Annotated in this window: 13 protein-coding genes and 1 tRNA gene; 8 read left to right on the top strand and 6 right to left on the bottom strand. The window is 67.3% G+C overall.

The genetic code is table 11. From position 1 onward, the window contains the following. The first annotated feature begins 92 nt into the window (after positions 1-92). A complete protein-coding gene (locus tag BLU81_RS37310; RefSeq protein WP_092552318.1) occupies positions 93-956 on the top strand; it encodes a hypothetical protein in 864 nt (287 codons plus the stop codon). 143 nt (positions 957-1099) lie between these two features. On the opposite strand, the gene rsmI is transcribed toward BLU81_RS37310, so the two are convergent. Next, complete coding sequence (gene rsmI, locus BLU81_RS37305; protein WP_092552315.1) at positions 1100-1957, bottom strand: 16S rRNA (cytidine(1402)-2'-O)-methyltransferase; 858 nt, start codon at positions 1955-1957, stop codon at positions 1100-1102. 75 nt (positions 1958-2032) lie between these two features. On the opposite strand from rsmI, the gene BLU81_RS37300 reads away from it, so the two are divergent. The 3 genes from BLU81_RS37300 to BLU81_RS37290 all read left to right on the top strand — a co-directional run bounded on the left by BLU81_RS37300 (position 2033) and on the right by BLU81_RS37290 (position 6803). Beyond that, a complete protein-coding gene (locus BLU81_RS37300; RefSeq protein ID WP_092552312.1) occupies positions 2033-3613 on the top strand; it encodes a dolichyl-phosphate-mannose--protein mannosyltransferase in 1581 nt (526 codons plus the stop codon). A 434-nt stretch (positions 3614-4047) separates the two neighbouring features. Continuing rightward, on the top strand, positions 4048-4575 hold the full coding sequence (locus BLU81_RS37295; RefSeq protein ID WP_157751964.1) for a hypothetical protein: 528 nt from the start codon (positions 4048-4050) through the stop codon (positions 4573-4575). After that, complete coding sequence (locus BLU81_RS37290; RefSeq protein ID WP_092552307.1) at positions 4572-6803, top strand: bifunctional polysaccharide deacetylase/glycosyltransferase family 2 protein; 2232 nt, start codon at positions 4572-4574, stop codon at positions 6801-6803. The genes BLU81_RS37295 and BLU81_RS37290 overlap by 4 nt, the downstream gene beginning before the upstream one ends. Here the strand turns inward: BLU81_RS37290 and BLU81_RS37285 are convergent. Further along, entirely contained in the window at positions 6781-8025 is a 1245-nt protein-coding gene (locus BLU81_RS37285) for a GAF domain-containing sensor histidine kinase (protein ID WP_092552303.1), read from the bottom strand. The two genes, BLU81_RS37290 and BLU81_RS37285, sit on opposite strands and share 23 nt — an antisense overlap. Before the next feature lie 131 nt (positions 8026-8156). On the opposite strand from BLU81_RS37285, the gene BLU81_RS37280 reads away from it, so the two are divergent. The 3 genes from BLU81_RS37280 to BLU81_RS37270 are packed head-to-tail and all read left to right on the top strand — an operon-like array spanning position 8157 to position 9641. Beyond that, positions 8157-8660 carry a DUF2199 domain-containing protein gene (locus tag BLU81_RS37280; RefSeq protein ID WP_092552300.1) on the top strand — a complete coding sequence of 168 codons (504 nt, stop codon included), beginning with the start codon at positions 8157-8159 and terminating at the stop codon, positions 8658-8660. Positions 8661-8670: 10 nt separating this feature from the next. Continuing rightward, complete coding sequence (locus tag BLU81_RS37275) at positions 8671-9147, top strand: GNAT family N-acetyltransferase (protein WP_092552297.1); 477 nt, start codon at positions 8671-8673, stop codon at positions 9145-9147. A gap of 29 nt (positions 9148-9176) precedes the next feature. Beyond that, the gene (locus tag BLU81_RS37270; protein WP_157751963.1) at positions 9177-9641 is read left to right on the top strand and encodes a hypothetical protein; all 465 of its coding nucleotides are present in this window, start codon (positions 9177-9179) and stop codon (positions 9639-9641) included. A gap of 95 nt (positions 9642-9736) precedes the next feature. Here the strand turns inward: BLU81_RS37270 and BLU81_RS37265 are convergent, their stop codons facing one another. Next, a complete protein-coding gene (locus BLU81_RS37265) occupies positions 9737-10024 on the bottom strand; it encodes a hypothetical protein (protein ID WP_231953702.1) in 288 nt (95 codons plus the stop codon). A 379-nt stretch (positions 10025-10403) separates the two neighbouring features. On the opposite strand from BLU81_RS37265, the gene BLU81_RS48830 reads away from it, so the two are divergent. Then, positions 10404-11042: a hypothetical protein gene (locus BLU81_RS48830; protein WP_157751962.1), complete on the top strand. Its 639-nt coding sequence runs from the start codon at positions 10404-10406 to the stop codon at positions 11040-11042. 296 nt (positions 11043-11338) lie between these two features. Here BLU81_RS48830 and BLU81_RS37250 read toward each other — a convergent pair whose 3' ends face one another. From BLU81_RS37250 to BLU81_RS37230, 3 genes are all read right to left on the bottom strand, one after another. Beyond that, positions 11339-12142: a nucleotidyl transferase AbiEii/AbiGii toxin family protein gene (locus BLU81_RS37250; RefSeq protein WP_157751961.1), complete on the bottom strand. Its 804-nt coding sequence runs from the start codon at positions 12140-12142 to the stop codon at positions 11339-11341. 44 nt (positions 12143-12186) lie between these two features. Then, positions 12187-12738, bottom strand: coding sequence for a type IV toxin-antitoxin system AbiEi family antitoxin domain-containing protein (locus BLU81_RS37245; protein WP_092552282.1), 552 nt, complete (start codon positions 12736-12738; stop codon positions 12187-12189). 929 nt (positions 12739-13667) lie between these two features. After that, positions 13668-13744, bottom strand: a tRNA-Ala gene (locus BLU81_RS37230). Between the last annotated feature and the right edge of the window lie 76 nt (positions 13745-13820).

The following is a 13820-nucleotide window of genomic DNA, read 5'->3' as shown; positions in this document are numbered from 1 at the left end:
GGATAACCCCCTACCGCGCTGGCATGTCGATTTGTCCCGACACGCCCGATCAGTGACGTGCTCACCGCAGTTCGCGGGCGTTCAATGAGCTGGTGACCGGAAACCCGCCTCAACCAGGGGAAACACCTGCCAGTCCGGGTGACCCGTGGACCTATGTCACCGAATCGCTGAGTCTGCCCCTGGAGCGTCCCGCACCGAAGAACCCGCCGCTCACCACCGCCGGCGAGCTGATGATCATCGAGCCACGACCCGGCGAGGCACCCACACCACTACCGCCGGTCGAGTCCGTGGAGAGTCCACGGCCCGGGGTGACGCCCCTGCCCGAGGTCTCCGGGTCGCCCGAGGTGACGGCCCGGCTGGAGCGGATGGAGAACTCGCCGTTCTGGCTCAGTGAGGAGGAACGCCGGGCCGCCGAGCAGCGGACCGACTACGAGCCACCCCGGAGCAGGCACCGGCCGCCGGCCCGCAACCCGGTGACCGCCCTGGGCGCACTGGTGCTGCTGAGCCTGCTGGCGGCCTTCTTCGGGTGGGTCAGCGCGGAACCGTTCTGGCTGGCCGTCGGACACGGCGACGCCGGGTACGCGACGACCACCCGATGCGACGGGGACGGCCTCACCCAGCAGTGCACCGGGCGGTTCGCCACCACGGACGGCAGTCTCATCGTCGCTGGAGTGACCCTGCTCGGGATCTCCGGCGACGGACGGCAGCCGGGGGCGATCGCGCCGGCCCGGATGGTGAGCCCCAGCAGTGACCAGGTCTACACCGCGACGACCGGGGCGCTCACGCATCTGCGCTGGGGGATCGGCTTCCTGCTCGTGCTGATCTGCGGGTACGGCATCACGGTGGCGACCGGGGCCCGGCGGATGCCGTCACGCCCGGCCCGGCGCGGTGCGGTGATCGCCAGCTTCCTCGGCCCGGTCCTGCTGCTCGGCGGATTCCTGATCGCCGCCTACTGAGCCGGGCCGGGCCGGGGCGGGGGTCCGGACGTCGGCGGGATGCCGGTGACCCGACGCTCACGCCCGGCGGTCGCGGCCCGGCCCGGGCCCCGCGCCGGGCCCCGCGCGGACCGCCACGGGACCGTTCGGTAGGCGTACCAGAATCAGGGTTTCTCGTGAACCAGGGCGTAGACCTCGCGTTTGCGCAGACCGTAAGCGTCGGCCACCGTCTGGATCGCGTCGCGCCGGGTCTGGCCGGCGGCCTCCCGCTCGGCCACCGCCGCCCGCAGTTCGCCGTCGTCCGGCGGGGTCGGCGGACCGGCAGGCACACCCGCCACCACCAGGGTGATCTCGCCGCGCGGCGGGTCCTCGGCGGCACCCGCGGCGAGCGCGCCCAGAGTGTCCCGCCGGATCTCCTCATAGGTCTTGGTCAGCTCGCGGCAGAGGGCGGCGGGCCGGTCGGCGCCGAAGATCGACGCCAGGTCCTCCAGCGCGCCGGTGATCCGGTGCGGCGCCTCGAAGAAGACGAGCGTGCGCTGTTCGGCGGCGAGTTCCCGCAGGCGGGAGCGGCGGTTGGAGCCGGTCCGGGGCAGGAAGCCCTCGAAGACGAACCGGTCGCTGGGCAGTCCGGAGAGGGCGAGCGCGGTGGTCACGGCGCTGGGGCCGGGTGCCGAGGTGACCGGGAACCCGGCGTCGAGCGCGGCCCGGACCAGCCGGTAACCGGGGTCGGAAACGCTCGGCATGCCGCCGTCGGTCACCACCACCACGACGGAGCCGGCGCGCAGGGCCTCGACGAGTTCGGGGGTCCGGCGTTCGTCGTTGCCCTCGAAGTACGAGACGACGCGCCCACTCACCGTGACACCGAGGTCCTTGGCGAGCCGGCTCAGGCGGCGGGTGTCCTCCGCCGCGACGACATCCGCCGAGGCCAGGACTTCGCGCAACCGGGCGGAGGCGTCCCCGGTGTTGCCCAGCGGAGCGCCCGCCAGAACGACCCGGCCACCGGTTTCTCGTGTATCCGACATCGGAAAAGTCCATCACATGCCAGGACGCGCCGATGGCGGGCATCCGTTCTCAGCGGCAGGTCCTACGATCGCGGGGTGACGACGGCGGCGACAGCTGAAACAGACACCCCTACCGCGGACTCCCCCGCCGGGGCGGAGTCGCCGGGCGTGCGTGTCATCCCCGACATCGTCCGGCGTCGCCTGTCGACGCTGGACCAGCGCTTCGACCCGTATTCGTGGCTGGTCACCGTGCTCATCACGGTGGTCGCCGGGATTCTGCGGTTCTCCGGTCTCGACCGGCCCAAGGGTTACATCTTCGACGAGGTGTATTACCCGACCGACGCCTGGGACATGCTCCAGCACGGCGTCGAATGGGACGAGAAGAGCAACAGCGCGGCGTACGTGGTGCACCCACCGCTCGGCAAATGGCTCATCGCGGTGGGCGAGTATTTCTTCGGTAACACCGAGTTCGGCTGGCGGTTCTCCACCGCGGTGGCCGGGACTCTGATGGTGCTGGTCCTGATCCGGATCGCCTATCGGATGTTCCAGTCCATCGTGCTGGCCGCGACCGCCGGTCTGCTGATGACCCTGGACGGCTTCCAGATGGTGTTGTCCCGCACCTCGCTGCTGGACATCTTCATCGCACTGTTCATCCTGATGACGTTCGCCGCGATGCTGCTCGACCGGGATCATTACCGGCGCGGCTGGCAGCGGGCCCTGGAGCGGGGCTACGACCCGGACACCACACCGCACCTGCCACGGTTCGTGCCGTGGTGGCTGCTGGTCGCCGGGGTCACCTTCGGCATGGCGTGCGGCGTCAAGTGGAGCGCGCTCTTCTTCGCGCCGTTCCTGGCCGCGTTGGTGATCGTCTGGCGGGCGCAGGCGCGGCGGTCCGCCGGAGTGCGCGGTCCGATCATCGCGGGCATCCTCGGCGACTTCGGCTGGCTGATCCTCAGCTTCGGCATCGCGATCCTGGTCTACTTCGCCTGCTGGACCGGCTGGTTCGTGACCGACGACGGCTACTTCCGGCACTACCGGGCGGACAACGGGTGGAGTGAGCCGCCGATCGTCGGCGCGCTGCTCAACCTGGCCCACTACCACTCCGAGGCGTTCAACTTCCATACCGGACTGACCCAGAAACACACCTACCAGTCCTGGCCGTGGCAGTGGCTGCTGCTCGGGCGGCCGGTGGCGTTCTACTGGAGTTCCACCGGCACCTGCGGCGCGACCAGCTGCGCGGCCGAGATCCTGCTGCTGGGCACGCCGATCCTGTGGTGGTCGTTCCTGCCGGCGCTGGGCATCGTGGCCTGGTTCGGCATCACCCGGCGGGACTGGCGGGCCTACGCCATGATCACCGGCGTGGTGGCCGGGCTGCTGCCGTGGTTCTACTTCGCGGTCAAGGACGGCCGGACGATGTTCGCGTTCTACGCGATGCCGGCGTTGCCGTTCCTGATCCTGGCGGTGGTCTACGCCCTCGGGGCGATCATGACGCCACCGGCCGGGATGGTGGCCGGAGCTCAACGATCGGACCGGCAGATCGTCGGGACCGTGGTGGCGTCGACCTTCGTCGCACTGGTCGCGCTCTGCTTCGCCTACTTCTACCCGGTGTTCGTGGGGACGCTCATGCCTTACGACGACTGGTCGGTGCGCATGTGGCTGGGCGGGCGCTGGATCTAGGCCCGCGAAACCAGGGCCCGGGAAATAGGGCGCGCCCCGATCGCCTGCCACGGGGGAAGCGGGCGATTGGGGCGCGCACCAGCAGCTTAACGAGGTGAGATGGTGTGCACAACGGGTAGCCGGGCAAGATTGTCGGGTCACCGCTGCGGCCTCAGGGCTTCGGACATCAGCCACTTAACGCTCTTATCGCTTTAACTAATTCACGAAAATCGCTCAGCAATAGAGTCGGGAACACGACAGAAAATTGCGGGGGGTACGGGCGTAACCTTTCCGACCCGCTAGCGTCACGCAGCTCAGCCGAATCACGGCAGACGCCCCCCACCGGGACAAACTCCCCACGTCGCCATTTCGTCCCATTTCTTACAATCGGTCGGCAGTCACCCTTGTGAGTGATGTGTGCCAAGATCGCAATAAATGTTCATAAGCTTCGCCGAGTGACTTCGCACAACATCGACTCCCATGCCCCGGATACAGAAGTGATCGCTGTTCCGGAGCCCGCACCGGTGTTCGTGGACTCCACCGGCCGGCGCAGCCGGATCCTCAGGCGCCTCGCCCTGGCCTTCGGCGTCGTCCTCATCGGATACGCCGGTCTGATCAGCGTCAGCCTGGCCGGTGGACCGATCAGTTCGAGCGCCATCCTGCCGCTGCCCGGGCTGGAGGACGACGACCCGGAGCCCGAGTCCACGCCGAAACCGGCCCCGAAGCCGAGCGTCACTGCGACGGCCACCAGAACCGTCGAATCAGCGACGCGCACCCCCGCCCAGCGCCGGCCGGCCACCGTCCCGACGTCGCGCAAAGCTTCGGTCACCCCGTCGAAGACACCCAGACCGAAACCGTCGGCCTCCCGGTCGCCGAGCCCGGCCGTCACCAAACCGCTCGAGTCCGCCAGCGTGAGCCGGTCACCGGAGCCGAGCCACAGCTCAGCGGCACCGGAACCCACCGCCACCGGGGCGGCCCCGTGATCGCCCGCCGCCGGGTCCTGCCCCGCCCCCGGGTGCTCCTGGGCGTGCTGCTGGCCGCATCGTTCCTGTCGGTGCTGGTCGTGCAGGCCTACATCAACGCCGAATTCACCGGCGACCACGTGGAGAGCGAGGTCGGCGACCAGGCCGCGGTGCCGCCCGCGATCCTCGACGGCGGGCCGATCATCAACACCACCGGCGGGCAGGAGAGCACCAGCCGCCTGCCGGACCGCACCATCGCGCTCACCTTCGACGACGGCCCCGACCCGGCGTGGACACCGAAGATCCTGGACGTGCTGCGCAGACATGACGCGCACGCCACGTTCTTCGTGGTCGGCTCCCAGGTGGCCCGGCACCCGACGATCGCGAAAGAGATCGTGACCGGGGGGAACGAACTCGGTCTGCACACCTTCACCCACCCCAACATGCAGCGGCTCGCCCCGTGGCGGCGGGAGCTGGAGCTGTCGCAGACCCAGATGGCGATCGCGAAGGCGACCGGGGCGCGCACCCACCTGGCCCGGTTCCCCTACTCGTCGAAGAACGCGGCGATCGACGAGGTGAACTGGAGACTGGTCCAGGAGGCCGGGGCACTCGGGTACCTGGTCGTCGTCAACGACACCGACAGCGAGGACTGGAAACGGCCCGGCGTCGAGAAGATCATCCAGAACGCCACCCCGGCCGGCGACCGGTCGGCGGTGATGCTCTTCCACGACGCGGGCGGGGACCGTTCGCAGACCGTCGCGGCACTCGACGAGTTCATCCCGCGGATGAAGGCTCGCGGCTACCGGTTCACCACCGTCACCGAGGGCCTCAACCTGACCATTGCCGGTCAGGCCGCGAAGACACACTCGCCGCTGCCGCTCAACCCGGCCGCGCCCGGATCCGACAAGTGGCGGGGCACCGCGCTGATCTGGACCGTCAACCTCGCCGACGGCCTGGTCGCCCTGATCGCCGGGCTGTTCCTGGTGGTGGGGACGCTGACCGTCGGCCGTACCCTCCTGCTGCTGGTCCTCGCCACCCGCAACGCCCGGCAGCGCCGCAGCCCGGCCTGGACGTGGGGGCCACCGGTCACCGAACCGGTCTCGGTGATCGTGCCCGCCTACAACGAGAAGGAGGGCATCGAGGCCGCGGTCCGGTCCCTGGCCGGCGGCGATCACACCCGGATCGAGGTGGTGGTCGTCGACGACGGCTCCACCGACGGCACCGCCGATCTCGTCGACCGGATGCGGCTGCCGAACGTCCGGGTGGTCCGGGTGCCCAACGGCGGCAAACCGAACGCCCTCAACACCGGGGTGGCCCTGGCCCGGCACGACCTGATCGTGATGGTCGACGGCGACACCGTCTTCGAACCCGACTCACTGCGCCTGTTGGTCCAGCCGTTCGCCGACCCGACGGTGGGCGCGGTGGCCGGCAACGTGAAGGTCGGCAACCGGGAGACCACCGTCGCGCTCTGGCAGCACATCGAGTACGTGATCGGTTTCAACCTGGACCGGCGGCTGTACGAGGTGATGAACTGCATGCCGACCGTGCCGGGGGCAATCGGCGCGTTCCGGCGGACGGCACTCGCCCAGGTCGGCGGGGTCAGCGACGAGACCCTGGCCGAGGACACCGACGTCACGATGGCGATGTGCCGGGCCGGGTGGCGGGTCGTCTACGAGGAGAAGGCGCGCGCCTGGACCGAGGCGCCGACCACCATGGAGCAGTTGTACCGGCAGCGGTACCGGTGGAGCTACGGCACCATGCAGGCGATGTGGAAACACCGTGGGGCGCTGCTCGACTCCGGGCCGTCCGGACGATTCGGGCGGGTCGGGCTGCCGTTCCTGGCGCTGTTCGGGTTGGCGCTACCGATGCTCGCGCCGGTCGTCGACATCATGCTCGTCTACGGCCTGGTCTTCTGGGAGCTGGGCGAGACCGTCGCGGCCTGGTTCGGCATGCTGGCCCTGCAACTGTTCACTGCGGCGGTGGCGTTCCGTTTAGACCGGGAGTCGTACCGGCCGCTGCTGAGACTGCCGTTGCAGCAGTTCGCCTACCGGCAGTTGATGTACCTGGTCCTGCTCCAGTCGGCCACCACCGCCCTGACCGGCGGTCGGCTGCGCTGGCACAAACTCAACCGGGCCGGACTGGCACCACGGTCGCCCGCCCTCGATCGAACTGCAGCCGATCGAGGGCGGGTTCCGGTCACACCTATCACGCCGTCGCGTGGTCCCCTCACGCCGCCGCCAGGTCCTTGATCAGTTCGCTGGGGATCGACTCCGCGTACGGGAAGACCACGTGCAAGGAGGTCCCGTCGCCGGGCCGGTCGGAGAGGGCCACCGTGGCATGGTGAGCGTCCAGGATCCGTTTCGCCACGGCCAGCCCCCGGTCGGGTCCGGGCATGTCCCCCGGGTTCGCGATCGCCCCGTAGTAGAGGTGCGGGAACAGGTCGGGGCGCATCCCGTCGGGCAGGTCCATGTCGTCCAGGCGCACGGTCGGCCCGGATTCCATCTCGGTGCCCACCCGTACCCGGCCGCCCTCCGGGGTGTATTTGACCGCGGCGAAGAGCAGGTGGGTCAGCACCTGCTCGAGACGCACCGGATCGGCGATGATCGGCAGCGCCGGGCCGCCGGCCTGGTTCAGGATCCAGATGTGTTTGCTGGCCGCGATCGGGCGGACCGCCTCGACCGCCCGCTGGGTGACCCGGGTCAGATCGCACTGCCGCATGTGCAGGCTCTCCACGCCCAGCCCGGCGTCGGCCATGGTGGTGAGGTGGTCGATCAGCTCCCGGAAACCCCGCACGTGCGCCGCGGTGGCCCGGCCGACCAGTTCGGCCATCTCGGCGTCGTGATAGCCGGTGTCACCGAGCCGGTCCAGGTACGCCGACATCAGCCGCAACGACGCCCGCAGCTCCCCGCTGACCAGCCCGGCCAGGTCGTCCTTGCGCCGTTCCAGCGCCTGGAGCCGGGCCGTGGTGTTGGCCAGCGCCACGGCGTACCGACGCAGTTCCAGTTGGGCAGTGACCTGCCGGGCCAGCGCACGCAGGGCCTGCTGCTGCTCCACGTCGAGCTGACGGGGCACGGTGTCCGCCACACAGAGGGTGCCGAGCGCGAACCCGTCAGTGGTGATCAGCGGCGCACCGGCGTAGAACCGGACCCCGTTCTCGGCCGTGACCAGCGGATTGTCGGCGAACCGCAGATCCGCTTGGGCGTCCGGGACCAGCAACAGGTCGCGTTCAAGGATGGCGTGGGCGCAGAAGGACACATCCCGCGAGGTCTCCATCAACTCCGTCCCGGTTCGGGCCTTGGCCCATTGCCGGTCCGCGTCGACCAGGCTGACCATGGCCATCGGGGCCTCACAGACACTGGCGGCCAGCGCCACGATGTCGTCGAAGTCCTTCTCCTGCGGGCTGTCGAGGATGTCGAGCGAGTACAGAGCGGCCAACCGCTCGATCTCGTTGTCGGGCAGCGGTGCTTTCATGGAACGTCACCTCCGAGGCTCGACTCAGAGATACCACCCATAAGTAGCATCATTCGTTTTTCGCCCAGATCCGCCCGACCGGCTGAACGCACCGCTGATCACACGCGGTCACGGCCGTATGCTTCCCGGCCATGAGCACCGAGCAGTTCTCCTGCGGCACGTGCGGAGAGACGCACGACGGCCCGCCGCTCAGCTTCGCGGCACCGGCCCCGGATTTCTGGCGGCCGGAGATGGCCAGCCAGGAAGGTTGCCTCCTGGATGCGGACCTGTGCGTGATCAGCGGAGAACAGTTCTTCGTCCGGGGCCTGATCGAACTGCCGGTGTGGGACACCGGGGACGTGTTCACATACAGCATGTGGGTGTCACTGAGCCGGCCCAACTTCACCCGGGCCGTCGACGTGTGGGAACAACCCGGGCGAGAAGCCGAACCGCCCTACTTCGGGTGGCTTTCCAACATCATCGCCGGGTACGAGCCGTCCACGCTCAACCTGCGGACCAACGTACACACCCGGGCCGTCGGGCAGTTGCCGTACATCGAACTGGAACCGACCGGCCACCCGCTGGCGGTGGAACAACTAGCCGGAATCACCCGCGCCCGCGTCGAGGAGATCGCCTCCTTCCATCTGCATCGGTAACCTTCGTTCGGTGGAACTACGGAAGATCGACCCGGCGAACCTGGACTCGGCCCTGGCCATCACGGTCCGCCCCGACCAGCAGGACCTCGTCGCATCAGTGGTCAAATCCCTGGCCGAGGCGTACGTCCACCCCGCGCACGCCTGGCCCCGCCTGATCGTCGACGGCGACCAGCCGGTCGGTTTCGTGATGGCCTTCATCCGCATCCCGTGGAACGACGAACCCGGCGTCGACCTGCGCTCCGGCCTGTGGCGCCTGAACATCGACCAGGCCCACCAGGGCAAGGGCTACGGCACGTACGCGGTCGAGGCGGTCTGCGCCGAACTGCGCGCCCGCGGCGAAACCCACGCCTACGTGACGTGGGAGCCCCGAGCCGGCGGCCCCGCCCCGTTCTACCGAGCCCTGGGTTTCCACCTGACCGGCGAGGAGAGCGAGGGCCAGATCGTCGCAGTCCGCGACCTCACCGGCTTCCCGAAAAGCAGTGCGTAAGCGGACGTCGGATGGCCGAAGATGTCGCCATGACAGCTGCGGCCGAAGAGACTCGCGTGATCCGCCTGTTCCAGAGGGTCGAACGCCTGGAAGCGGTAGCCGGCGAGGAGAACATCGCCGAGATTCTGGAAGTGGCTCATGGAGCCGTCCAGGAGTGCGAACCGGTCAGCGTCGCCACCGCGGCTCGGCTGCTGAAGGTGAGCCGCAAGACCGTGGAAGCCTGGGCCGGGGAAGGACTCCTGGCACCCGCATCCGGCGACCTCCTGCTGGACGCGGAACGCCTGTACGAGGTGCTACAGCTCGTGCGAGACCTGCAGGCGAAGGGCCGAGATCGCACCCTGCTCGAAGCCGCGTGGTACCGCCTCAGTGAACAGGCACTCGCCGAACGCGTCGATCTCGCGGAGAGCGTCGAGCAGATGAAGCGCGGAGAAGGTCTCGTCGTCCGATCAGGGGACTCGGCATCGAGCCAGGCGTCGTCCATCGCCACCGGGTGAGGCAATGCGCTCGGCAGCTGTCCGAACGCATTGTCATCGTCAGAGATCGCAAACCGGCCGTCTCAGGCCGGCGGCGATCCGTTCGGTGGGTCTGGTCAGAAGGGAGGCGCGCCTTCGCCCATCAGCGCCAGGACGACGCCGCCCTTGCCGCTCTTGAGGCTCTGAACCACGACCTTACCGGTGCTGCCGTCGGGCAACTCCAACGTGAAGGTCTTCCCGACCGCGTTCTTGGGGCCGCTGCCGGCATCGTTGGCGGGCCGGAAGTCACCGGCCCATGGCGGAAGCCCGCCCTTGCGAGCCGGCTCGGCGAAGAGGGCGGCGGTGCCGTTGGTCCGGGTGCCGTCCGAGGAGAGGAGCACTGAGGCGCTGCGATAGGTAGCCATTACGGCAAGGCTATCCCGGACCGCCGCCATCCGTACCGCGGCAACTGCACATCAAGCAAACGACCACACGGGGAGCGACCTCGATCTACTCTCCCTCGGGGTTGACCACACGTCGGCCGTTGGGTCACTTCAGCGGCCGACGGCTCGCCACCGCGTCGGCGCTTGCCCGCGCCAGGGCTAGGGCGGCGTACAGATTGCCCGCGCGTACTGGGCAGAGCCTTTCGCAATCCGTTAAATGTAGACGTGCTTTTGCATTCTCCGTGGAGGCAGATTTCAACGACGCCACATGATGTCTGAAATCTGACCGATAAGCGCGGCTAGGAGATTATTGCTCGTGTTAATGCAGCGGCTTATGCACCGCCTCACCTAAGGTCAGCCGATGCTCATCAGCCGACACCTGGTCATCGCAACAGCTGCTCTTCTGATCGCGGGAACAGCCGGATGCGCCTCGCCCGGAGATACAGGATTATCGGCTGGTAAAGCCCTCCACGCCGGTATCGACATACCGGGGGTTCTGACCAGCACGAAACGAACCGAAAGCCCGCTCACCTCCGCGCAGGTTCGCGATGTGAACCAGACGCTCCCATGCCGTCACCCGGACGAATGCGGAGTAGGACTAGGAAGCGTGAGTGCGCGAACAACCAACCTGGTCGGCAAGGTATACGCGCTGGGCACCCGTGCCGACGCCAGGCAACGGACCGTCACGTTCGATAAGATCGACTGGTTCTTCGGGGAAACGGCGACTACGGCGTGCAGGGCTGACAAGGTCAGCATTCCTCCCGCAGCCTGGTGCAACGACTTCTACTACCGCAACCGTAACGACTTTCAGCGGACCGTGAGCATCGCGAACTCAGCCACGATCACTGTCGTGGATTACCACTCCGCAGCCAGCCCAATCCCTCAAATCCCCGCCAGCCTCCAAACACTCGACCGACGCTTCAAGGACTCCGAAACCATTCTGATCATGACCATTCGCGAAGGTTTGATCGTCGACCTACGGGAGCAATTCACGCCCTGACGCCATCTCGTCGGCATTTAAACGGCTCATCTCGGTTTTAGGTCTTTGCGGGCGGAGCCGATCCAGCCGTCGACGGCTGCACGGACCGCGTCGCGTGAGTGGTCGGAAAGCTGGCCGGTCTGGTCTGCCGCGATCTGGCGTGGATCCGGCTTGGCCAAGTATCGGGTGGCGGCGAGCGGCAGGTCGCCGGTGCGGATCTCCTGCGTGTCGTGCCACAGGGCGAGCAGCGCCGCGCGAGCGCACTCAATTCTGGTGATAGACAGGGATCCAGCCCAGCCGGCGGGACCTAATGGACATTATTCCGTAGCCGAGATCAGGCTAGGGATGTACTCATCGTTGACCCAACTCAGCGCCTCTTCCACCGTGGCGAGTACGTCCAGACCGTCGGCAGCATTCGCGTACAGGGATGACCAGTTCTGGGTAGGCGTCACCCGAGCCGGCCATTCATGCTGTGCACGAAACTGGAATATCCGCTCAACCGTCGCGGCCGCCAGCTTCGTATCCGCCAACGGTGTGATGATTTGCAGATCAACCAGATCGTGTGCTCGTTCGTTGCCTGGTTCGGTACACGCATGAATTTTTTGTGAGATCTGGTGGTGCAAGGGCAAAACCGGAACTGGCACCGGAGCCGGTAGACCGAGTTCCACAAACAAGCCGGAAACTTCCGGCGAGAGTTCCAACTCGGGCGGCTCGTTAGTAGCCTCTAGTTCGTCGTAGCCAACCTCGGCGTCAATGGTGATGAAGGATTTGCCATGGAATTGCAGCTTGACGATAAGCGGTTGCATTACGTATGAGTCTGGTACCCCGACAGGCGGCCGCTTCGGCCCGCGAATGACGGATCCGGTGAAGTTTCCCCATCCATTTATGAGATTGCTTCTCAGCTCGCGTTCGAACTCGTCATGATCACCGCGGAATGCGGTATCGAGGTCTGGGGTGGCTCGGGTGCGGCTGTCACCGAGGCGCAGCTTGAGTCCGGTACCACCCTTGACCGCGGACGCGGGCAACATCTGACACAACACGACGTTGCCCACCAGCGATTGCAGCCTTTTGGCCGTCGACCCCCGAGCCGATGCCGCTTGGCTCAAACGACGCTGCAGCATGGTGACGCTTCCCGGATCGCGTGGCACCTTCTTTGTAGGCTCTGTCATCGTTCGCGAGAGCCCATATCCTGCAACGCGGCGACGACACGAGTCTCAGCGTCTTTCGCCAGCAAGCCGCGCTGGACGGCTCGGTGCGCCGCGTCAACCAGGCGCTCGGTCATCACGCGTCCATGGGCACCGAGCAGCGCCTTTTCCAACGTCATGGCCGGAACTCCGTCGATGAAATCGCGGTCACCGGCCGGCACAGTCTGCTGGACGACCTCGACGGTCTTCGGAAGCTTTGCACGCACCCGACGAGACGTAGCTACGCGGACCCGCCGCAGGTTCACCTGCGCAAGATCCAGGGCAGCAAGCACCGCCTCGTCAGCCAGCACAGCCTCTCCGCCCACTAATGCGACAGCCTGCGCAAACTCATCCAACGGACCCGCCGGGGCCTCGTTCATCCGATACACCCCGCGACCAAGCTGAGTCAGCGCGCCACGTGCAGCGAGCTTCCGCAGTTCGACTGCGGGAACACCCTCCCGCTCCGCCTGAGTGGTCGTGATTACGCCATGCGTACCGAACGCCAGTTCGCGGAGCTGCTGCCTGTACGTCATCCCAACCCCCTTGGCGCAACCGTACCACTTTCGGTACGGTCCAGCCGGACCGGGAGTACGTTATGCCAGAATAAGCCCTTTACGGGTAGCTAGTTGAGGGCCGTCAACGCATCTACGACAACAACCGCAGGAGCGTCGAGGCTTGCCTGCCTGCGGATCGTGGGCGGCCAACTGAGCGGTACGCATGGTGTGCTCGGCAACCGATTCCGGGTCACGGACTCCGGCGTGCCACCAACCAGTGCGGCGCACGCGCTTGAGCAGCCCGAGCTCGTACCCGAATGCGGCGATTGCCTCGGCGTCTTCTGGCACTGCTGTCCTTCCCGACGGTCGGAGATACGTACCGCGTACCGAAATCCAGCGAGTTGATCGCGCCCGTTCCGCCTGTCGGGGCGAGCCGACCGAGCAGACCATCCGGATCGGCTGTCGATGCGCACTGACCCTCAAGCTCAACGAAGCACCGGCCAGCGCACCTTAGCCAGGCTCGCCCGCCCTAAGCCTTCCTGTACCAGACCGGCCGATAGGTTTCTGTGAGGACGCGACTCGTAGAAGGCCGGGAGCTGATGGCGTCATCCGAGGTGAACGAGTCCTCGCCTGCTTGGCGGGTGCATGGTGCTGGAAGCCGGGCGCGGAAGGGGCAACGGCGATGACCCGCCTGGAGAGCGGATCGGTGGTGTTGTGGTCTGCCAGCGATGGGGAGACCACGGTGGTCGAGGCCGAGCGACGGCAAGCGTGGACGGACGCGGATCAGGACGGCGGGCCGGATCTGCACGACCGGATGACTCTCACTGCGAACCGCGCTCGCCACCGCAACAGTCACGCTGACCGCGCCCACCGTGATGCGGGGTTTCCGGGGGCTCGGCCCTCGGAGTAGATATAGCAAAGGCGACTCCGGTCCGCGCTTTCCGCGGACACGAGTCGCCTTTAGCCTTTGGTGGAGCTGTGGGGATTTGAACCCCAGACCCCCTCGATGCGAACGAGGTGCGCTACCAGACTGCGCCACAGCCCCCCAGTCCCGGATGACTGCGTCATCTTGGGACCGATGAAAGGCTAACAGGTCGGCCGGGCACCCCGCGAACCGCCCC

It is taken from the genome of Actinoplanes derwentensis, from assembly GCF_900104725.1.
GTDB lineage: Bacteria > Actinomycetota > Actinomycetes > Mycobacteriales > Micromonosporaceae > Actinoplanes > Actinoplanes derwentensis.
The sequence above is the reverse complement of the archived record's forward strand: the minus strand, read 5'-3'. Positions and strand labels throughout refer to the sequence as shown.

Bases quoted from the DNA above. Each gene is read 5' to 3' on its own strand.
- rsmI (WP_092552315.1), bottom strand. From the start codon at position 1,957: ATGTCGGATACACGAGAAACCGGTGGCCGGGTCGTTCTGGCGGGCGCT.
- BLU81_RS37285 (WP_092552303.1), bottom strand. From the start codon at position 8,025: ATGAAAGCACCGCTGCCCGACAACGAGATCGAGCGGTTGGCCGCTCTG.
- BLU81_RS37280 (WP_092552300.1), top strand. From the start codon at position 8,157: ATGAGCACCGAGCAGTTCTCCTGCGGCACGTGCGGAGAGACGCACGAC.
- BLU81_RS37270 (WP_157751963.1), top strand. From the start codon at position 9,177: ATGACAGCTGCGGCCGAAGAGACTCGCGTGATCCGCCTGTTCCAGAGG.
- BLU81_RS37265 (WP_231953702.1), bottom strand. From the start codon at position 10,024: ATGGCTACCTATCGCAGCGCCTCAGTGCTCCTCTCCTCGGACGGCACC.
- BLU81_RS48830 (WP_157751962.1), top strand. From the start codon at position 10,404: ATGCTCATCAGCCGACACCTGGTCATCGCAACAGCTGCTCTTCTGATC.
- BLU81_RS37250 (WP_157751961.1), bottom strand. From the start codon at position 12,142: ATGCTGCAGCGTCGTTTGAGCCAAGCGGCATCGGCTCGGGGGTCGACG.
- BLU81_RS37245 (WP_092552282.1), bottom strand. From the start codon at position 12,738: ATGACGTACAGGCAGCAGCTCCGCGAACTGGCGTTCGGTACGCATGGC.